The following is an 18,856-nucleotide window of genomic DNA, read 5'->3' as shown; positions in this document are numbered from 1 at the left end:
ACCGGCGGAATGCCGGCTTCGCGATCCGGACGAAATACGGGCGCCGTAGCGCCCGTTTCAATGGTCAAGAATTGTCCGGCCTCAGTTGCCGAACAGAGATTCCAGCTGGTTGCGCGACGGCACCTGACCGTTCGGGGTGAGCTTGTCGACGACGCCCGGCAGGGCGGTGGACAATTGTTTCAGCAATTCCTGCTCGTCCATGCCGGTGCGGGCGGCGATCTCTTTGATGACCTGCGGCCCCAGCGCCTGGCCGAGATCATTGGCGTTGATCGACTGGTTCTGCCCGGTGCCGACCCAGGAATCGGCGGTCTGGCCGTGCCCGGCGTCCTTCAGCTTGTCGAGCAAGCCGCCAAGCCCGCCGAGCAGCCCGCCGTCGGAGGCGCCGCCCGCCGGGGCGGGGGCAGCCTGTTGCTGTGAGGAAGAGCCGCCGCCGCTGAGCATTTTCCCGACCAGCAGGGCGCCCAATGCGATCATCAGGGGCTTGGTGATATTGCCGCCCGGAACGGCGTTGTCGAACAGTCCCATCGTGGATCTCCGTTGTGAACGTTACCCGGCCCGCCCTGACAATTGCCCGTCCGCCGCCGAAATTCAAGGCCAGCTTGAGCTTTGCCGCGTCCTATGGAAATGTCTCGGTGCCTGGGGGCGAATGGAGCAACGCAATGGGAATCATCAGCTGGATTATCCTCGGCGTGGTCGCCGGTTTCATCGGCAGCAAGATCGTCAATAAGAGTGGTCAGGGCTTCCTGATGGATATCGTGCTCGGCGTTGTCGGCGCGGTCGTCGGCGGCGTCATCTTCAGCGCGTTCGGCGCGGCGGGGGTCACCGGCCTCAATATCTACAGCCTGATCGTGGCCGTGATCGGCGCTGTCGTTGTGTTGTGGGCATATCACGCCATCAGTGGCCGCAGCGCCTGACGCTGTAGCCGCCGTCAATTCCGAAGCGTTTCGGGCGCCGCGGGCATGGTCCGCGGCGCGCTTTCTCGATTTGCACCGAGCGTTTTTGGGCAATCGTCAGTTGCCCCAGATGCCCTGTCCGTAACCGGCATCCGGTATCTTAAACGGATCCCTGTCGGTCGGCGAAACGCGCGGCGTGGCATACATCTGGCTGGTGGACGCGGTCGTCGAGGTGTCGACCTGCTCGACGGCCTGCTGTTTGTGCGGACGCGGCTTCTGGTTCGCGGCGAAGGCGCTGCCGGAGGCCGCAACGACAAGGGCAGCGGCGATGAGGACGATCTTCTTCATGGGATACTCCTTTTTGCCAGACAACGGCTGCACCCGGATGGATCGCACCGTTCGGTAAGACGGAGATGGGGCGGGGTCGGCAGCGCTTCCAATCACAAGAACCTCGCGCCCGGTCACGAGATCGTTGGTTGGCTGTGAGCGTTTCGGCAGGTTTCGCAAGGGGACGACATACCCTTGCGCGCTAGGTGAAAATTCCTACATGTACGGAAATCCACAGCACTGAACCTGCCCACGTCGCTGGCGGCATCCAGACGGGGTCCGGACGCCGGCCACAAGAGGCTTGTGTTTTTGGACCTTTGTCGCTAATCGCCGCGCATCCGACTGAACGTAGGTCCAGGCCGTCCAAGGAAAGAGACTATGGCAAAAGGTAAATTCGAGCGTACGAAGCCTCATGTGAACATTGGCACGATTGGTCACGTTGACCACGGCAAGACGTCGCTGACGGCGGCGATCACGAAGTATTTTGGCGAATACCGCCCGTACGACCAGATTGACGCGGCTCCGGAAGAGAAGGCGCGCGGCATCACGATCTCGACGGCGCACGTCGAATACGAGACGCCGGCCCGCCACTACGCCCACGTCGACTGCCCCGGCCACGCCGACTATGTGAAGAACATGATCACCGGCGCTGCCCAGATGGACGGCGCGATCCTGGTCGTTTCGGCCGCCGACGGCCCGATGCCGCAGACCCGCGAGCACATCCTGCTCGCCCGTCAGGTCGGCGTTCCGGCGATCGTTGTGTTCCTGAACAAGGTCGACCAGGTCGACGACGCCGAGCTTCTCGAGCTGGTCGAGCTGGAAGTGCGCGAGCTTCTGTCGAAGTACGAGTTCCCGGGCGACGACATTCCGATCGTCAAGGGTTCGGCTCTGGCTGCTCTCGAGGACAGCAACAAGGAGATCGGCGAGAACGCGGTTCGCAAGCTGATGGAAGAGGTCGACGCCTACATCCCGACGCCTGAGCGTCCGATCGACAAGCCGTTCCTGATGCCGATCGAGGACGTGTTCTCGATCTCGGGCCGCGGCACGGTCGTGACCGGTCGCGTCGAGCGCGGCATCGTCAAGGTTGGCGAGGAGCTGGAAATCGTCGGCATCCGTCCGACCTCGAAGACGACCTGCACGGGCGTCGAGATGTTCCGCAAGCTGCTCGACCAGGGCCAGGCCGGCGACAACATCGGCGCGCTGCTGCGCGGCGTTGACCGTGAAGGCGTCGAGCGCGGCCAGGTTCTGGCCAAGCCCGGCACCGTGAAGCCGCACAAGAAGTTCAAGGCAGAAGCCTACATCCTGACCAAGGAAGAGGGCGGCCGTCATACGCCGTTCTTCACCAACTACCGTCCGCAGTTCTACTTCCGCACGACGGACGTGACCGGCATCGTGACGCTGCCGGCTGGTACGGAGATGGTTATGCCTGGCGACAACATCACCGTTGACGTCGAGCTGATCGTGCCGATCGCCATGGAAGAGAAGCTGCGCTTCGCTATCCGTGAAGGCGGCCGCACGGTTGGTGCAGGAATTGTTGCTTCGATCGTCGAGTAATCGGCGTTTCAATTGACCAATCGAAAGGGCGGCCTTCGGGTCGCCCTTTTGTTTTGGGATGGCGATTGTTCAATTGGGAATGGAGGGCTTTGCTGCCCGTCCGGCCAGCTTGCGTCCTTGTCTCCATTCCGGGACAGTCGTCGCTCGAACAATCGAGGGAAACGACGGACATGGCCGCGGATGTACCCACACTTTACGATTGGGCCGGCGGGTCCGAAAACCTCAACCGCCTGACTGCCACCTTTTATGCCAAGGTGGCGAAGGACCCTGTCGTCGGCCCGGTGTTCAAGGCGATGTCGTCGGATCACCCCGCCCATGTCGCGGCCTTCATCGGCGAGGTGTTCGGCGGGCCGAAGACCTATTCCGAACAGCATGGCGGCCATCGTGAAATGGTGATGCACCATCTCGACAGGCATCTGACCGAGGAGCAGCGCCGCCGCTGGATCAGCCTGTTGATGGACGCCGCCGACGAGGTCGGTCTGCCCGACGATCCGGAATTCCGCTCCGCCTTCGCCGCCTATATCGAGTGGGGCTCGCGCCTCGCCAGGATGAACTCCACGCTCGGCGCCACCTGCGATCCCGAGCAGGAACCGATGCCGCAATGGGGTTGGGGCGTGCCGGGTGGGCCCTACACGCCGCCCGCCAAAAGTTGAGAGCGAGGCGAAGCCGGGAGCCTTCGTGCCCGCAGCAATTGCTGCGCCGGCATCGACGCGCAATAGGCTGGCATCAACGCGCAAACGGCTCTTTACAGACGGCGCGGAAGCTTCTAGGAAGCGCCTGCCGCGCAGATGATGCGCAGCAATTTGTAGGGGTATAGCTCAGTTGGTAGAGCGGCGGTCTCCAAAACCGCAGGTCGCGGGTTCGAGCCCTGCTGCCCCTGCCAGTCTCCCGAAATTCCCGGAAGCGCAGGCCTTGAAACAGGCGTAAGCCTTGCCATATGAGCGTTTCTCGGGCATAAGGGCCCCATAGCCGGGACGGAACGACTGGATGGTTCCGATGCGGCGTTTGGTCATAAAGCGGAAGCTTGCCACTTGCGTGGATCAAGAATCGGTTTTATGTAGACATGACAGACACGCGACGCGTGGAGCTGGGAAGCCGGCTTTGCGCGTCTGATTTGCATGGATCGAAGGCCTGCTGATTCGGCTTGGAATTCGATCCGGCGGTACGTCCCGGCCGGCGGGATCATCCAGGAGATCCGGTCAACGGGTCTTGAAAGCAGAGCGGACATGGCGTCGAAGACATCCAATCCTTTCGTCTTCCTTCAGCAGGTGCGGGCGGAAACCGCCAAGGTCACTTGGCCTTCCAGGCGCGAAACGGTGATTTCGACGGTCATGGTTCTGGCCTTCGCTGCGATCGCCATGATCTTCTTCTTTGCTGCCGATCAGATCATGGGTCTGGCGGTCGAGATGATCCTCGGCATCGGCAAATAAGACCACCAGGACAGGGAATTCATAGATGACTGCGCGGTGGTACATCGTTCACGCTTATTCGAACTTCGAAAAGAAGGTCGCTGAAGACATCGAAAACAAGGCCAAGCAGAAGGGCCTGTCGGAGAGGATCGAGCAGATCGTCGTGCCGACCGAGAAGGTCGTCGAGGTTCGACGCGGCAAGAAGGTGGACGCCGAGCGCAAGTTCTTCCCGGGCTACGTGCTGATGAAGGCCGAGCTCAACGACGCGGTCATCTCGCTGGTGAAGAACACGCCGCGCGTCACGGGTTTCCTCGGTGAAGACAAGCATACGGCCAAGCCGATGCACATCACCGACAAGGAAGCCGAGCGCATTCTGCACCAGGTGCAGGAAGGCGTCGAAAGGCCGAAGCAGTCGGTTACCTTCGAGATCGGCGAGCAGGTGCGCGTTTCGGACGGGCCATTCGCCTCGTTCAACGGTTTCGTCCAGGAAGTGGACGAAGAGCGCGCCCGCCTCAAGGTGGAAGTTTCGATCTTCGGGCGCGCTGTGCCTGTCGATCTGGAATTCGGTCAGGTCGAAAAGGGCTGATCCGGATTTCCGCTCCTCGATAAGAGGGGCGGAGGGCGGTGCCATTGGCGTCGCCATGAGCGGTGGGAGGCAAGCGCGGCTTAGCCGGTCGCGTGAACCGAACCACCAGGCTGCAACCGCCGGTGTTCTCTTGTTCTGAAGAGGCCGGCATGACTGAAGGCAGGAAAGAGTATGGCTAAGAAAGTAGCGGGCCAGCTCAAGCTCCAGGTTGCCGCGGGTTCTGCGACTCCGTCGCCCCCGATCGGCCCGGCGCTTGGTCAGCGTGGCATCAACATCATGGAATTCTGCAAGGCGTTCAACGCGCAGACCCAGGAACTCGAGAAGGGATCTCCGATCCCGGTCGTCATCACCTATTACCAGGACAAGTCGTTCACCTTCGTCATGAAGACGCCGCCGGTGAGCTACTTCCTGAAGAAGGCCGCCAACCTGAAGTCGGGCTCGAAGGAGCCGGGCAAGGTCAAGGCCGGCACGATCGCCCGCGACAAGGTGCGCGAGATCGCCGAGAAGAAGATGAAGGACCTGAACGCCAACGACGTGGAAGCAGCAATGCGCATGGTCGAAGGTTCCGCCCGTTCGATGGGCCTGGAAGTGGTGGGCTAAGACGATGGCAAAGATTGCAAAGCGTGTAGCCAAGACCCGCGAAGGCATCGACCCGAACAAGGCCTATGCCCTGGGCGAGGCCCTCAAGATCCTCAAGGATCGTTCGAAGGTGAAGTTCGACGAGACCGTCGAGATCGCCATGAACCTCGGCGTCGACCCGCGCCATGCCGACCAGATGGTCCGCGGCGTGGTCAACCTGCCGAACGGCACCGGCAAGAACGTCCGCGTCGCCGTGTTCGCGCGTGGCGACAAGGCTGACGAAGCCAAGGCCGCCGGCGCCGATCTGGTTGGCGCCGAAGAACTGGTCGACATCGTCCAGAAGGGCACGATCGATTTCGATCGCTGCATCGCCACCCCGGACATGATGCCGCTCGTCGGCCGTCTGGGTAAGGTGCTCGGCCCGCGCGGCATGATGCCGAACCCGAAGGTCGGCACCGTGACCACCGATGTCGCCGCCGCCGTCAAGGCGTCGAAGGGCGGCGCGGTCGAGTTCCGCGTCGAGAAGGCTGGCATCATCCACGCCGGCATCGGCAAGGTCTCGTTCGAGGTCAAGGCTCTGGAAGAGAACATCCGCGCCTTCGCCGATGCGGTCACCAAGGCCAAGCCGACGGGCGCCAAGGGCAACTACGTCAAGAAGGTGTCGGTCACCTCGACGATGGGCCCGGGCCTCAAGCTGGACGTCGCGACGCTCGCGGCTTCCTGAGACGATTGATCGAGGATCGGCCTTTAGCGGGCTGATCCTCCTGAAGAATTCCGGGCTCCGCGCAAGCGGGTCCCGGATGCCGGAAATCGAAAGAGATCCGGCATCCTGTCCGAGATTGCAGGCGGCCTAGTCCCGAAAGGGCGGACCTTAATCATACGGCCTGCATGAGACGGGGTAGGACCAGACAACGGAGCCTCTGCTCCAATGGAAGGTTCGAACCGTGTTTGCCTTTTGTCTGCGCATCGCGCCGGGGAAACCTGTCGGGTGTGGCGAAAGGGGGCAGGATCCTCGAGCGCCGTTCGGGAGATCTGGAATTTCTGGATAGCCCGCCCGGCAAAAGGCAACCCGACTGCTTTCCCGCAAATGGGGAGGTGGTCAACTGGAGATAGGCAGTGGACAGAGCGGAAAAACGCGAACTCGTCACGGGCCTGAACGACGCCTTCAAGGGCGCCGGTTCAGTCGTCGTGGCCCACTATGCCGGTATCACCGTCGCGCAAATGAACGATCTTCGCACGAAGATGCGTCAGGCCGGCGGCACCGTCAAAGTCGCGAAGAACCGCCTCGCCAAGATCGCTCTTCAGGGCACGGAATCCGAAAGCATCATCGATCTGTTCAAGGGACAGACGCTGGTTGCCTATTCGGACGATCCGATTGCGGCGCCGAAGGTCGCGTCCGATTTCGCCAAGGGGAATGACAAGCTCGTCATTCTCGGTGGCTCGATGGGCACGACCTCGCTCAACGCCGACGGTGTGAAGGCTCTTGCCTCGCTGCCGTCGCTCGACGAGCTGCGCGCCCGCCTGGTTGGCATGATCGCCACCCCGGCAACCCGGATCGCTCAGATCGTCAATGCACCGGCGGCTTCGGTCGCGCGCGTCATTGGCGCCTATGCCCGGAAGGACGAGGCGGCGTGAGGCCGTTCCTCATCACAACAACACGTTCGAACCTTATAAAGGAATATCAAAATGGCTGATCTGGCAAAGATCGTAGACGACCTGTCGAAGCTGACCGTCCTCGAGGCGGCTGAGCTGTCGAAGCTCCTCGAAGAGAAGTGGGGCGTTTCGGCCGCCGCTCCGGTGGCTGTTGCTGCTGCTGGCGGCGGTGCTGCTGCTGCTGCTCCGGCTGAGGAAAAGACCGAATTCGACGTCATTCTGGCCGCCGCTGGCGACAAGAAGATCGAAGTCATCAAGGAAGTGCGCGCCATCACCGGCCTGGGCCTCAAGGAAGCCAAGGACCTGGTCGAGGCCGCTCCGAAGCCGGTCAAGGAAGGCGCCAACAAGGCTGACGCCGAGAAGATCAAGGCCCAGCTGGAAGCAGCCGGCGCCAAGGTCGAGCTGAAGTAATTCAGGGTTTCGGCGGACGGCATCAGCCGTCCGCCGGTCCTTGAAAGGACGCTGTGAAAACCTCTTTCCTGAGGGCCGGATGACGGCTCTCAGGAAACGGGTTTTCAACCGTTCTGGCCCGGCGCCGCAAGGCGAGGGGCAACCCGATGGGCCGCTGGCGGAAGCGGTCGAGAATTGCAAGGCAGGTCGAGGCGAAAGCCTGCCCCAAGAGAGCTAGCCAAGGAGCGACGATGGCCCAGACCCAGACTTTCAATGGCCGCAGACGCGTACGCAAGTTCTTCGGAAAGATCCCGGAAGTTGCGGAGATGCCGAACCTGATCGAGGTTCAGAAGGCATCTTATGACCAGTTCCTGATGGTGGACGAGCCCGAAGGCGGCCGTCCGGACGAGGGGCTGCAGGCCGTTTTCAAGTCGGTCTTCCCGATTTCCGACTTTTCCGGCTCTTCGATGCTGGAATTCGTCAAATACGAGTTCGAGGCACCGAAGTTCGACGTTGACGAATGCCGTCAGCGCGACCTGACCTATGCCGCGCCGCTGAAGGTGACGCTGCGCCTGATCGTGTTCGATATCGACGAGGATACCGGCTCCAAGTCCATCAAGGACATCAAGGAGCAGGACGTTTATATGGGCGACATGCCGCTCATGACCATGAACGGCACCTTCATCGTCAACGGCACCGAGCGCGTCATCGTCTCGCAGATGCACCGCTCGCCGGGCGTCTTCTTCGACCACGACAAGGGCAAGTCGCACTCGTCGGGCAAGCTTCTGTTTGCCGCGCGCGTCATCCCCTATCGCGGTTCGTGGCTCGACATCGAGTTCGATTCCAAGGACGTCGTGCACGCCCGTATCGACCGTCGCCGCAAGATCCCCGTGTCGTCGCTGTTGATGGCGCTCGGCATGGACGGCGAGGAGATCCTGTCGACCTTCTACAACAAGATCACCTACAAGCGGACCGGCGACCATTGGCGCATCCCCTTCAGCGTGGACCGTTTCCGCGGCCTGAAGGCCGTCAACGATCTGGTTGACGCCGATACCGGTGAGATTGTTGTTGAGCAGGGCAAGAAGATCACCGCCCGTCAGGCGCGCCAGCTGGCCGACAAGGGCCTGAAGGCGATCAAGGCGACCGACGAGGATCTGCTCGGCAGCTATCTGGCCGAGGACATCGTCAACTACGGCACCGGCGAAATCTTCCTCGAAGCCGGCGACGAGCTGGACGAGAAGACGCTGAAGGTGCTTCTGGGCACCGGCGAGCAGGAAATTCAGATCCTCGACATCGACCATATCAATGTCGGTGGTTACATCCGCAACACGCTGGCCGTCGACAAGAACGAAAGCCGGCAGGACGCGCTGTTCGATATCTACCGCGTCATGCGTCCGGGCGAGCCGCCGACGCTGGAAACGGCTGAAGCCATGTTCAACTCGCTGTTCTTCGACAGCGAGCGTTACGACCTGTCGGCCGTCGGCCGCGTCAAGATGAACATGCGTCTGGAACTCGACGCCGAGGATACCGTGCGCGTGCTGCGCAAGGCTGACATTCTGGCCGTGGTCAAGACGCTGGTCGAACTGCGCGACGGCAAGGGCGAGATCGACGACATCGACAATCTCGGCAACCGCCGCGTCCGTTCGGTCGGTGAATTGATGGAGAACCAGTACCGCGTCGGTCTGCTCCGCATGGAGCGCGCGATCAAGGAACGCATGTCCTCGATCGAGATCGACACGGTGATGCCGCAGGATCTGATCAACGCCAAGCCGGCGGCTGCCGCCGTGCGCGAGTTCTTCGGTTCCTCGCAGCTCTCGCAGTTCATGGACCAGACCAACCCGCTGTCGGAGATCACCCACAAGCGTCGCCTGTCGGCGCTTGGACCGGGCGGTCTGACCCGCGAGCGCGCCGGCTTCGAGGTGCGCGACGTGCACCCGACGCATTACGGCCGCATCTGCCCGATCGAAACGCCGGAAGGCCCGAATATCGGTCTGATCAACTCGCTGGCCACCTTCGCGCGCGTCAACAAGTACGGTTTCATCGAGAGCCCGTACCGCAAGATCGTCGACGGCAAGCTGACCGACGAGGTTGTCTATCTGTCGGCTATGGAAGAGGCCAAGCACTACGTTGCCCAGGCCAACGCCGAGCTCGACAAGGACGGTGGTTTCGTCGACGAATTCGTCATCTGCCGTAACGCCGGCGAAGTGATGATGGCGCCGCGCGAAAACGTCGACCTGATGGACGTTTCGCCCAAGCAGATGGTGTCGGTCGCAGCAGCGCTGATCCCGTTCCTGGAAAACGACGACGCCAACCGCGCTCTGATGGGCTCGAACATGCAGCGTCAGGCCGTGCCGCTGGTGCGCGCCGAGGCTCCGTTCGTCGGCACCGGCATGGAGCCGATCGTCGCCCGTGACTCGGGCGCCGCCATCGGCGCCCGCCGCACCGGCATCGTCGACCAGGTGGACGCGACCCGTATCGTTATCCGCGCTACCGAGGATCTCGATCCGGGCAAGTCCGGCGTCGACATCTACCGCCTGATGAAGTTCCAGCGCTCGAACCAGTCGACCTGCATCAACCAACGTCCGCTGGTGAAGGTGGGCGACCGCATCGAGAAGGGCGACATCATCGCCGACGGTCCGTCGACCGATCTCGGCGATCTGGCGCTCGGCCGCAACGTGCTCGTCGCGTTCATGCCGTGGAACGGCTACAACTACGAGGATTCCATCCTCCTGTCCGAACGCATCGTCGCCGACGACGTCTTCACCTCGATCCACATCGAGGAGTTCGAGGTCATGGCGCGCGATACCAAGCTCGGGCCGGAAGAAATCACGCGCGACATTCCGAACGTCTCGGAAGAAGCGCTGAAGAACCTCGACGAAGCCGGCATCGTCTATATCGGCGCGGAAGTGCAGCCGGGCGACATCCTAGTCGGCAAGATCACGCCGAAGGGCGAAAGCCCGATGACGCCGGAAGAGAAGCTTCTGCGCGCCATCTTTGGTGAAAAGGCTTCCGACGTCCGCGACACCTCCATGCGCATGCCTCCGGGCACCTTCGGCACGGTGGTCGAAGTGCGCGTCTTCAATCGCCACGGCGTCGAGAAGGACGAGCGCGCCATGGCGATCGAGCGCGAGGAGATCGAACGCCTCGCCAAGGACCGCGACGACGAGCAGGCCATCCTCGACCGCAACGTCTATGCCCGTCTCTCCGACGTGCTGATCGGCAAGGAGGCTATCGCCGGGCCGAAGGGCTTCAAGAAGGGCACGACGCTGGCCAAGGAGACGCTGGACGACTATCCGCGTTCGCAGTGGTGGCAGTTCGCCGTCGAGAACGAGAAGCTCCAGGGCGAGCTCGAAGCTCTGCGCGGCCAGTACGACGATTCCAAGAAGGCGCTCGAGCAGCGCTTCATGGACAAGGTCGAGAAGGTGCAGCGCGGCGACGAAATGCCTCCGGGCGTCATGAAGATGGTCAAGGTCTTCGTGGCGGTGAAGCGCAAGATGCAGCCGGGCGACAAGATGGCCGGCCGTCACGGCAACAAGGGTGTCGTGTCGCGCATCGTTCCGGTCGAGGACATGCCGTTCCTCGAGGACGGCACGCATGCCGATATCGTGCTCAACCCGCTGGGCGTGCCTTCGCGCATGAACGTCGGCCAGATCCTTGAAACGCATCTGGGCTGGGCTTGCGCCGGCATGGGCAGGAAGATCGGCGAGCTGATCGAAGCCTATAAGGGTGGTGGCGACATCAAGCCGCTGCGCCAGACGATCGAGCAGATCATCCCGGCCAACGACCGCAACGAGCCGGTCCGCGAGTATGACGACGAGTCCATCGTTCGCCTCGGCGAGCAGATGAAGCGCGGCGTCTCCATCGCGACCCCGGTGTTCGACGGCGCGCATGAGGTCAACATCAACGAGATGCTGGAGCAGGCTGGCCTGCACACTTCCGGTCAGTCTCAGTTGTATGATGGCCGTACCGGTGAGCCGTTCGACCGCAAGGTGACCATGGGCTACATCTACATGCTCAAGCTTCACCACCTGGTCGACGACAAGATCCACGCCCGTTCGATCGGCCCGTACTCGCTCGTCACCCAGCAGCCGCTGGGCGGTAAGGCGCAGTTCGGCGGTCAGCGCTTCGGCGAAATGGAGGTCTGGGCGCTGGAAGCCTACGGCGCCGCCTACACCCTGCAGGAAATGCTGACGGTGAAGTCGGACGACGTCGCCGGCCGCACCAAGGTCTACGAAGCGATCGTGCGCGGCGACGACACGTTCGAGGCGGGTATTCCGGAGAGCTTCAACGTTCTCGTCAAGGAAATGCGCTCGCTGGGCCTCAACGTCGAGCTTGAAAATACCAAGGTCGACGCCGGCCCGCAGAGCCTGCCGGACGCGGCCGAGTAACACGGCACAAAGCAGGCGCGGAGTTCATCGGCGCCTGCCACGGATTTTCCGGCTCACGCCGGCCTTCGCGAGCGGTGGCTCGCAGTCACATGCAAAGGGGTTTTCGAGGACCCCGAAAAGGAGAATGGCATGAACCAAGAGGTCATGAATCTCTTCAACCCGCAGGCGCCTGCGCAGGTGTTCGATTCCATCCGGATTTCGCTGGCGTCGCCTGACAAGATTCTGTCCTGGTCGTTCGGCGAGATCAAGAAGCCGGAGACGATCAACTACCGTACCTTCAAGCCCGAGCGCGACGGTCTGTTCTGCGCGCGCATCTTCGGTCCGATCAAGGACTACGAGTGCCTGTGCGGCAAGTACAAGCGCATGAAGTACAAGGGCGTCATCTGCGAAAAGTGCGGCGTCGAAGTCACGCTGTCGCGCGTGCGCCGCGAGCGCATGGGTCACATCGAGCTCGCCGCTCCGGTTGCCCACATCTGGTTCCTGAAGTCGCTGCCGTCGCGCATCGGCACGCTGCTCGACATGACCCTTAAGGACATCGAGCGCGTTCTCTACTTCGAGAACTACATCGTCACCGAACCCGGCCTCACCGCGCTGAAGGAGCACCAGCTGCTCAGCGAGGAAGAGTACATGATGGCCGTCGACGAATATGGCGAGGACTCGTTCACCGCCATGATCGGCGCCGAGGCCATTCATGACCTTCTGGCCGGCATGGACCTGGAAAAGATCGCGGGCGACCTGCGCTCCGAGCTTGCTTCGACCACGTCGGAACTGAAGCAGAAGAAGTATCTCAAGCGCCTCAAGGTGGTCGAGAACTTCATGGAATCCGGCAATCGTCCGGAATGGATGATCATGAAGGTCGTCCCGGTCATTCCGCCGGATCTGCGCCCGCTGGTTCCGCTGGATGGCGGCCGCTTCGCGACGTCGGATCTGAACGATCTCTATCGCCGCGTCATCAACCGTAACAACCGTCTGAAGCGCCTGATCGAGCTGCGCGCGCCCGGCATCATCGTGCGCAACGAAAAGCGCATGCTGCAGGAAGCCGTCGACGCACTGTTCGACAACGGCCGCCGCGGCCGCGTCATCACCGGCGCCAACAAGCGTCCGCTGAAGTCGCTGTCCGACATGCTGAAGGGCAAGCAGGGCCGCTTCCGCCAGAACCTGCTCGGCAAGCGCGTCGACTATTCCGGCCGTTCGGTCATCGTGACCGGTCCGGAGCTGAAGCTGCACCAGTGCGGCCTGCCGAAGAAGATGGCGCTGGAGCTGTTCAAGCCCTTCATCTACGCCCGCCTCGACGCCAAGGGTTACTCCTCGACCGTCAAGCAGGCGAAGAAGCTGGTCGAGAAGGAGCGTCCGGAAGTCTGGGATATCCTGGACGAGGTCATCCGCGAGCATCCGGTGCTGCTCAACCGCGCACCGACGCTGCACCGCTTGGGCATCCAGGCGTTCGAGCCGACCCTGATCGAAGGCAAGGCGATCCAGCTGCATCCGCTGGTCTGCACGGCCTTCAACGCCGACTTCGACGGCGACCAGATGGCGGTCCACGTTCCGCTGTCGCTGGAAGCGCAGCTCGAAGCCCGCGTGCTGATGATGTCGACCAATAACATCCTGCACCCGGCCTCCGGCGCGCCGATCATCGTGCCGTCGCAGGACATGGTTCTGGGTCTGTATTACCTCTCGATCGTCAACGAGAACGATCCGGGGCAGGGCATGGCGTTCGCCGACATGGGCGAATTGCAGCATGCGCTGGAGACCAAGGCCGTCACCCTGCACGCCAAGATCAAGGGCCGTTTCAGGACCGTCGATGCGGCAGGCAATGTCGTGTCGAAGATCTATGACACCACGCCCGGCCGCATGATCCTCGGCGAACTTCTGCCGAAGAACGTCAACGTGCCGTTCGAGACCGCCAACCAGGAGATGACCAAGAAGAACATCTCCAAGATGATCGACACCGTCTACCGCCACTGCGGTCAGAAAGAGACGGTCATCTTCTGCGATCGCATCATGGCGCTCGGTTTCGCCCATGCCTGCCGCGCCGGCATCTCGTTCGGCAAGGACGACATGCTGATCCCGGACACCAAGGAGAAGCTGGTCGCCGAGACCGAGGCTTTGGCCAAGGAATACGAGCAGCAGTACAATGACGGCCTGATCACCCAGGGCGAGAAGTACAACAAGGTCGTCGACGCCTGGGCCAAGTGCTCGGAAAAGGTCGCCGACGAAATGATGGGCCGCATCAAGGCGGTCGAGTTCGACGCCAACGGCCGTCAAAAGCCGATGAACTCGATCTACATGATGTCGCATTCGGGTGCGCGTGGTTCGCCCACCCAGATGCGTCAGCTCGCCGGCATGCGCGGCCTGATGGCGAAGCCGTCGGGTGAAATCATCGAGACGCCGATCATCTCGAACTTCAAGGAAGGCCTCACCGTTCTGGAGTACTTCAACTCCACGCACGGCGCCCGTAAGGGTCTGGCCGACACCGCTCTGAAGACCGCGAACTCGGGTTATCTGACCCGTCGTCTGGTCGACGTGGCGCAGGACTGCATCGTCAACTCGGTTGATTGCGGCACCGACAAGGGCCTCACCATGCAGCCGATCGTCGATGCCGGCCAGATCGTCGCCTCGATCGGCCAGCGCGTTCTCGGCCGTACGGCCCTGGACGACATCAACCACCCGGTCACCGGCGATACGCTGGTCAAGGCCGGCACGCTGATGGACGAACGCGATGTCGAGCTGATCGAAAAGGCCGGCGTGCAGTCGGTCCGCATCCGCTCGGCGCTGACCTGCGACGTCCGCACCGGCGTCTGCGCGGTCTGCTATGGTCGCGATCTGGCACGCGGTACTCCGGTCAACCAGGGCGAAGCTGTCGGCGTCATCGCCGCGCAGTCGATCGGCGAGCCGGGCACGCAGCTCACCATGCGTACCTTCCACATGGGCGGTACCGCCCAGGTGGTGGACTCCTCCTATCTCGAGGCGTCCTATGAAGGCACGGTGTCGGTGCGCAACCGCGCCGTGGTTCGCAACTCCGACGGCAACCTCGTCGTGATGGGCCGCAACATGGCGATCCTGATCCTCGACGAGACCGGCAAGGAACGCGCCACGCACCGCGTCACCTATGGTTCGCGTATCTTCGTGGACGATGGCGACAAGGTGAAGCGCGGCCAGCGCATCGCCGAGTGGGACCCCTACACCCGTCCGATCCTCACCGAAATCGAGGGTCGCGTGGCGTTCGAGGATCTGGTCGACGGCATTTCCGTTCAGGAAACCGCCGACGAGTCGACCGGCATCACCAAGCGCGAGGTCATCGACTGGCGGTCGACGCCGCGCGGTTCGGACCTCAAGCCGGCGATGGTCGTTCAGGACGCCAAGGGCAAGGTCGGCAAGCTGTCGAAGGGCGGCGACGCCCGCTTCCTGCTCTCGGTCGAGGCGATCCTCTCGGTCGAGCCGGGTGCACATGTGAAGCCGGGCGACGTGCTTGCCCGTATTCCGATGGAAAGCGCCAAGACCAAGGACATCACCGGTGGTCTGCCGCGCGTGGCCGAACTGTTCGAGGCTCGTCGTCCGAAGGATCACGCCATCATCGCCGAGATCGATGGTACGGTCCGCTTCGGCCGCGACTACAAGAACAAGCGCCGCATCATCATCGAGCCGCATGACTCGACGCTGGAGCCGGTCGAATACCTGATCCCGAAGGGCAAGCCGTTCCATCTCCAGGACGGCGACGTCATCGAGAAGGGCGACTACATCCTCGACGGCAATCCGGCGCCGCACGACATTCTGGCGATCAAGGGCGTGGAGGCTCTGGCTTCCTACCTCGTCAACGAGATCCAGGAAGTCTACCGGTTGCAGGGCGTGACGATCAACGACAAGCACATCGAGGTGATCGTTCGTCAGATGCTGCAGAAGGTGGAAATCACCGAGCAGGGCGACTCGACCTACATCCCGGGTGACCATGTCGACGTGATCGAGCTGGACGAGATCAACGAGCGTTTGATTGAGGAAGGCAAGAAGCCTGCGGCCGGCCAGCCGGTGCTGCTCGGCATCACCAAGGCCTCGCTGCAGACGCCGTCCTTCATCTCGGCCGCCTCCTTCCAGGAGACGACCCGCGTGCTGACGGAAGCTGCCGTTGCCGGCAAGACCGACATGCTGCAGGGCCTGAAGGAAAACGTCATCGTCGGCCGTCTGATCCCGGCCGGTACCGGTGGCCAGATGAGCCAGATCCGTCGCATTGCGACGCATCGCGACGAGCTTATCCTCGACGAGCGTCGCAAGACGTCCGGCGCGGAAGTGGCAGAACCGATGCTGACCGAAATGGTCACCGCCGCGCAGTAAGCGACGGTAAAACGACACGGAAAAGGGGCCTTTCGGCCCCTTTTTCTTTTTTGGCGGTGTGCGGCTGGCCAGTGCGCCAGACCGTGGTGTTCAAGCCTCATCTTGGTTATTGATCGGCGGTCAACAGTCGTGTGGGGCCGCCATGAGATGCACCGCATTCGCGTTCAGCATGATCTGCGCTGTTTTTGCCGCGATATTGCCGGCTTTGGCGGCTGCTTGGACGCCCTACGGCAATGCCCGCTACAATTACTGGATCGACGTGCCGCCGGGCTTCTCCGCGATCGAGGAGGCCGAAAACGGCGATGGCGGCACCGCGAAATCGCCGGATGGGCAAGCGGAACTTGCGGTCTGGGGTGGCTATCTGAGCGACCGCGATTTCCCGAACGAGGTGAAGTGGCGCGTCGGGCAGGAGCAGGCGGACGGCTGGTCCGTCACCTATGAACGGCACAAAGCCAAATGGGCGGTCTGGTCGGGCTCAAAGGACGGCCGCATCTTCTTCGAACGGGCGATCCCGGTCTGCGACGGCGCGGCGGCCTATTTCCGTCTCGAATACGACAAGGCCGCGCAGAAGGCGTTCGATCCCATCGTCGCCCGCCTGTCGAAATCGCTGCGCGCCGGCGATTGCTGAAACAACGCAAGAAACGGAATGCGGTGGCGACAGGCACTGGGTAGCCTCGGCCCCATGATGCGCGTTTCGGCTCGGTGAGCCGTCGGCGCCGCCCGAGGAACCCGCCATGGAGGCCACCGTCAAAATGCCTGAACACATGCCCAGGATTTCCGCCGAAAACCGTGTCGCCGGTTACGACTGGACAGCCATCGGCGCCGAGCTCGACAGCTATGGCTGCGCCGTGCTCGAAGGGCTGTTGTTGGGCGACGAATGCGCCGAGATCGCTCGGCTTTACCCGTACGAAGAGCATTTCCGCAGCCACGTCGTCATGGCTCGCCACGGCTTCGGCAAGGGCGAATACCGCTATTTCAGATATCCGCTGCCGGATCTGATCGGCGGCCTGCGTTCGGCGCTCTACCCGCGCCTGTCGGTGGTCGCCAATGCCTGGAATGCACGCATGGGCATCGACCAGCATTATCCCGCCGCGCATGCCGACTATCTCGATCTTTGCCGCGGCGCCGGACAGACGCGGCCGACGCCGCTTCTGCTGCAATATCAGCCCGGCGACTTCAATTGCCTGCATCAGGACCTCTATGGCGATCTGGCTTTTCCCATCCAGGTGGCGGTCCTTCTGTCGGAGCCCGGCCGAGATTTCACCGGCGGCGAGTTCGTGCTGACCGAACAGCGCCCGCGCATGCAAAGCCGCGCCGAAGTGGTGCCGCTCAGGCGCGGCGATGCCGTGGCGTTTGCCGTACACAACCGGCCGGTGCAGGGTACGAAAGGCAACTATCGCGTCAACCTGCGCCACGGCGTCAGCCGCGTCCGTTCAGGGCATCGCCACACGGTCGGCATCATCTTCCATGATGCCCGCTGAACGACATGACGGGCTTCTTTTCCTGTGATCTTCCCGACGCTCCTGACATCAATACGAGCACGGAGCCATTAAGCTGCCGCCGGTTCGGACCAGCCATTGGGGAGATCGTGCGATGACGCGCGGGAACAAGGTTCAAAGCACGCTGACCTCGGCATCGGTCGCCACGCCGATCGGAGCGCTCGTCGTGATCGAGGACGAGACGGACGCACTGTTCATGGTCGAATTCGCCGATTGCGACGACCGCATGGAGCGCTGGCTGCATCACCGGCTGGCGTCGGGCCGTTTTGCGCTGAGGGCAGGCACCGTCTCCAGACGCACGCGCGAGGCCTTCGCGGCCTATTTCGACGGTGGGGTCGGCTCGCTTCGGGACTTGCCCGTTCGGCTCGACGGCACGCCGTTCCAGAACGCGATGTGGACGGCCTTGCGCGACATCCGGCCGGGGGAAACGCTGGCCTATGGCGCTTTCGCGCTGCGGCTTGGCCGCCCGCAGGCGGCCCGCGCCGTCGGCCATGCCAACGGTTCGAACCCGATGTCGATCGTCGTTCCCTGTCATCGCCTGGTTGGCGCGAATGGCGACCTTACCAACTATGGCGGCGGCCTGGAGCGCAAACGCTGGCTCATCGACCATGAGGCGCGCCACGCTGCATCGTAGATTGAAACAGGTTCGAGCGAATGGCCGCTTGGCTACAGAATGCTCGTTACCGCGCGGTCGAGCCTCGTACCTTCCCGATAGAGCAGGCCGACGACAACGGCTGCGGCAATGCCGGTCACGGCACCGCCCGCGACATCGCTGATATAGTGGGTGCCGACATAGACCCGCGAAATGCAGACTGCGGTAGCGATGGCGAGGAAGACGGCGCCCAGCCGCTTCAGCCGGCTCATCAGGAAGCTCGCCGCGATGGCGAAGGATGCGGTTGCATGGTCCGAGGGGAAGGACCAGTCGGCGCTCGGGCTGATGATCAGGTGGCTGACGCCGGCATCATAGGGGCGCATGCGGTGCAGGAAGAGCAGGATGAGCTGGTTGACGCCGAGCCCGATCAGGAAGGCGAGGCCGGCGACGACGGCGGTATGGCGGGCATGTTGCCGCTCGCCGCTGCGCCACCATTGCAACACGACCAATAGGATCAGCGCCGGCACGCCGAATTCGGTCAGCGCCAGCATCACCGCGTCCAGCATGGCGTTTTCGCCCGCCGGTCCGTTGATCCATCCCGTAATAGCCTGGTCCATGCCAGTCCCCCCTTGCCAGCGCACACCGCGGCGAAGGTCGCCG

At 62.7% G+C, this 18,856-nt stretch carries 17 protein-coding genes and 1 tRNA gene; 15 read left to right on the top strand and 3 right to left on the bottom strand.

The features are described 5' to 3' along the window. Nucleotides 1-81: 81 nt before the first annotated feature. Nucleotides 82-525, bottom strand: a complete 444-nt coding sequence (locus FZF13_RS25480) for a YidB family protein (RefSeq protein ID WP_024926514.1) — start codon at nucleotides 523-525, stop codon at nucleotides 82-84. A gap of 134 nt (nucleotides 526-659) precedes the next feature. Here FZF13_RS25480 and FZF13_RS25475 point away from each other — a divergent pair, with 134 nt between their 5' ends. Next, nucleotides 660-914, top strand: a complete 255-nt coding sequence (locus tag FZF13_RS25475; protein WP_024926513.1) for a GlsB/YeaQ/YmgE family stress response membrane protein — start codon at nucleotides 660-662, stop codon at nucleotides 912-914. A gap of 96 nt (nucleotides 915-1,010) precedes the next feature. On the opposite strand, the gene FZF13_RS25470 is transcribed toward FZF13_RS25475, so the two are convergent. Further along, the gene (locus tag FZF13_RS25470) at nucleotides 1,011-1,241 is read right to left on the bottom strand and encodes a DUF680 domain-containing protein (protein ID WP_024926512.1); all 231 of its coding nucleotides are present in this window, start codon (nucleotides 1,239-1,241) and stop codon (nucleotides 1,011-1,013) included. Between the two features lie 357 nt (nucleotides 1,242-1,598). Here FZF13_RS25470 and tuf point away from each other — a divergent pair, with 357 nt between their 5' ends. The 14 genes from tuf (at nucleotide 1,599) to FZF13_RS25400 (ending at nucleotide 18,238) form a co-directional block, all read left to right on the top strand. Further along, nucleotides 1,599-2,774 carry an elongation factor Tu gene (gene tuf / locus FZF13_RS25465; protein ID WP_065998099.1) on the top strand — a complete coding sequence of 392 codons (1,176 nt, stop codon included), beginning with the start codon at nucleotides 1,599-1,601 and terminating at the stop codon, nucleotides 2,772-2,774. A 170-nt stretch (nucleotides 2,775-2,944) separates the two neighbouring features. Then, a complete protein-coding gene (locus FZF13_RS25460) occupies nucleotides 2,945-3,427 on the top strand; it encodes a group II truncated hemoglobin (RefSeq protein ID WP_024927080.1) in 483 nt (160 codons plus the stop codon). 154 nt (nucleotides 3,428-3,581) lie between these two features. Continuing rightward, nucleotides 3,582-3,657 (top strand) — tRNA-Trp (locus FZF13_RS25455). 343 nt (nucleotides 3,658-4,000) lie between these two features. Then, on the top strand, nucleotides 4,001-4,204 hold the full coding sequence (gene secE, locus FZF13_RS25450) for a preprotein translocase subunit SecE (protein ID WP_024927081.1): 204 nt from the start codon (nucleotides 4,001-4,003) through the stop codon (nucleotides 4,202-4,204). A gap of 25 nt (nucleotides 4,205-4,229) precedes the next feature. Continuing rightward, nucleotides 4,230-4,769: a transcription termination/antitermination protein NusG gene (gene nusG, locus FZF13_RS25445; protein WP_024927082.1), complete on the top strand. Its 540-nt coding sequence runs from the start codon at nucleotides 4,230-4,232 to the stop codon at nucleotides 4,767-4,769. A 171-nt stretch (nucleotides 4,770-4,940) separates the two neighbouring features. Next, the gene (gene rplK / locus FZF13_RS25440) at nucleotides 4,941-5,369 is read left to right on the top strand and encodes a 50S ribosomal protein L11 (RefSeq protein WP_024927083.1); all 429 of its coding nucleotides are present in this window, start codon (nucleotides 4,941-4,943) and stop codon (nucleotides 5,367-5,369) included. Nucleotides 5,370-5,373: 4 nt separating this feature from the next. Further along, the gene (gene rplA, locus FZF13_RS25435) at nucleotides 5,374-6,072 is read left to right on the top strand and encodes a 50S ribosomal protein L1 (protein WP_024927084.1); all 699 of its coding nucleotides are present in this window, start codon (nucleotides 5,374-5,376) and stop codon (nucleotides 6,070-6,072) included. A gap of 392 nt (nucleotides 6,073-6,464) precedes the next feature. Continuing rightward, a complete protein-coding gene (gene rplJ / locus FZF13_RS25430; RefSeq protein ID WP_024927085.1) occupies nucleotides 6,465-6,983 on the top strand; it encodes a 50S ribosomal protein L10 in 519 nt (172 codons plus the stop codon). A 51-nt stretch (nucleotides 6,984-7,034) separates the two neighbouring features. Beyond that, nucleotides 7,035-7,412: a 50S ribosomal protein L7/L12 gene (gene rplL, locus FZF13_RS25425; RefSeq protein WP_024927086.1), complete on the top strand. Its 378-nt coding sequence runs from the start codon at nucleotides 7,035-7,037 to the stop codon at nucleotides 7,410-7,412. A gap of 230 nt (nucleotides 7,413-7,642) precedes the next feature. Then, nucleotides 7,643-11,779: a DNA-directed RNA polymerase subunit beta gene (rpoB, locus tag FZF13_RS25420; protein WP_024927087.1), complete on the top strand. Its 4,137-nt coding sequence runs from the start codon at nucleotides 7,643-7,645 to the stop codon at nucleotides 11,777-11,779. A gap of 129 nt (nucleotides 11,780-11,908) precedes the next feature. Next, nucleotides 11,909-16,105, top strand: a complete 4,197-nt coding sequence (gene rpoC, locus FZF13_RS25415; RefSeq protein WP_024927088.1) for a DNA-directed RNA polymerase subunit beta' — start codon at nucleotides 11,909-11,911, stop codon at nucleotides 16,103-16,105. A gap of 169 nt (nucleotides 16,106-16,274) precedes the next feature. Continuing rightward, nucleotides 16,275-16,733: a hypothetical protein gene (locus tag FZF13_RS25410; RefSeq protein WP_244431352.1), complete on the top strand. Its 459-nt coding sequence runs from the start codon at nucleotides 16,275-16,277 to the stop codon at nucleotides 16,731-16,733. A gap of 124 nt (nucleotides 16,734-16,857) precedes the next feature. Beyond that, nucleotides 16,858-17,586, top strand: coding sequence for a 2OG-Fe(II) oxygenase (locus tag FZF13_RS25405; RefSeq protein ID WP_137900511.1), 729 nt, complete (start codon nucleotides 16,858-16,860; stop codon nucleotides 17,584-17,586). Nucleotides 17,587-17,698: 112 nt separating this feature from the next. Further along, complete coding sequence (locus FZF13_RS25400; RefSeq protein ID WP_024927091.1) at nucleotides 17,699-18,238, top strand: methylated-DNA--[protein]-cysteine S-methyltransferase; 540 nt, start codon at nucleotides 17,699-17,701, stop codon at nucleotides 18,236-18,238. Nucleotides 18,239-18,270: 32 nt separating this feature from the next. Here the strand turns inward: FZF13_RS25400 and FZF13_RS25395 are convergent, their stop codons facing one another. Beyond that, nucleotides 18,271-18,813 (bottom strand): phosphatase PAP2 family protein, encoded by a 543-nt coding sequence (locus FZF13_RS25395; protein ID WP_024927092.1) that lies wholly within the window; start codon nucleotides 18,811-18,813, stop codon nucleotides 18,271-18,273. Between the last annotated feature and the right edge of the window lie 43 nt (nucleotides 18,814-18,856).

The organism is Mesorhizobium terrae (assembly GCF_008727715.1).
GTDB classification, from domain to species: Bacteria; Pseudomonadota; Alphaproteobacteria; order Rhizobiales; family Rhizobiaceae; genus Mesorhizobium; species Mesorhizobium terrae.
The sequence above is the reverse complement of the archived record's forward strand: the minus strand, read 5'-3'. Positions and strand labels throughout refer to the sequence as shown.

Coding starts and splice junctions, on each gene's coding strand:
- FZF13_RS25480 (WP_024926514.1), bottom strand. CDS start 525: ATGGGACTGTTCGACAACGCCGTTCCGGGCGGCAATATCACCAAGCCC.
- FZF13_RS25475 (WP_024926513.1), top strand. CDS start 660: ATGGGAATCATCAGCTGGATTATCCTCGGCGTGGTCGCCGGTTTCATC.
- FZF13_RS25470 (WP_024926512.1), bottom strand. CDS start 1,241: ATGAAGAAGATCGTCCTCATCGCCGCTGCCCTTGTCGTTGCGGCCTCC.
- tuf (WP_065998099.1), top strand. CDS start 1,599: ATGGCAAAAGGTAAATTCGAGCGTACGAAGCCTCATGTGAACATTGGC.
- FZF13_RS25460 (WP_024927080.1), top strand. CDS start 2,945: ATGGCCGCGGATGTACCCACACTTTACGATTGGGCCGGCGGGTCCGAA.
- secE (WP_024927081.1), top strand. CDS start 4,001: ATGGCGTCGAAGACATCCAATCCTTTCGTCTTCCTTCAGCAGGTGCGG.
- nusG (WP_024927082.1), top strand. CDS start 4,230: ATGACTGCGCGGTGGTACATCGTTCACGCTTATTCGAACTTCGAAAAG.
- rplK (WP_024927083.1), top strand. CDS start 4,941: ATGGCTAAGAAAGTAGCGGGCCAGCTCAAGCTCCAGGTTGCCGCGGGT.
- rplA (WP_024927084.1), top strand. CDS start 5,374: ATGGCAAAGATTGCAAAGCGTGTAGCCAAGACCCGCGAAGGCATCGAC.
- rplL (WP_024927086.1), top strand. CDS start 7,035: ATGGCTGATCTGGCAAAGATCGTAGACGACCTGTCGAAGCTGACCGTC.
- rpoB (WP_024927087.1), top strand. CDS start 7,643: ATGGCCCAGACCCAGACTTTCAATGGCCGCAGACGCGTACGCAAGTTC.
- rpoC (WP_024927088.1), top strand. CDS start 11,909: ATGAACCAAGAGGTCATGAATCTCTTCAACCCGCAGGCGCCTGCGCAG.
- FZF13_RS25410 (WP_244431352.1), top strand. CDS start 16,275: ATGATCTGCGCTGTTTTTGCCGCGATATTGCCGGCTTTGGCGGCTGCT.
- FZF13_RS25405 (WP_137900511.1), top strand. CDS start 16,858: ATGCCTGAACACATGCCCAGGATTTCCGCCGAAAACCGTGTCGCCGGT.
- FZF13_RS25400 (WP_024927091.1), top strand. CDS start 17,699: ATGACGCGCGGGAACAAGGTTCAAAGCACGCTGACCTCGGCATCGGTC.
- FZF13_RS25395 (WP_024927092.1), bottom strand. CDS start 18,813: ATGGACCAGGCTATTACGGGATGGATCAACGGACCGGCGGGCGAAAAC.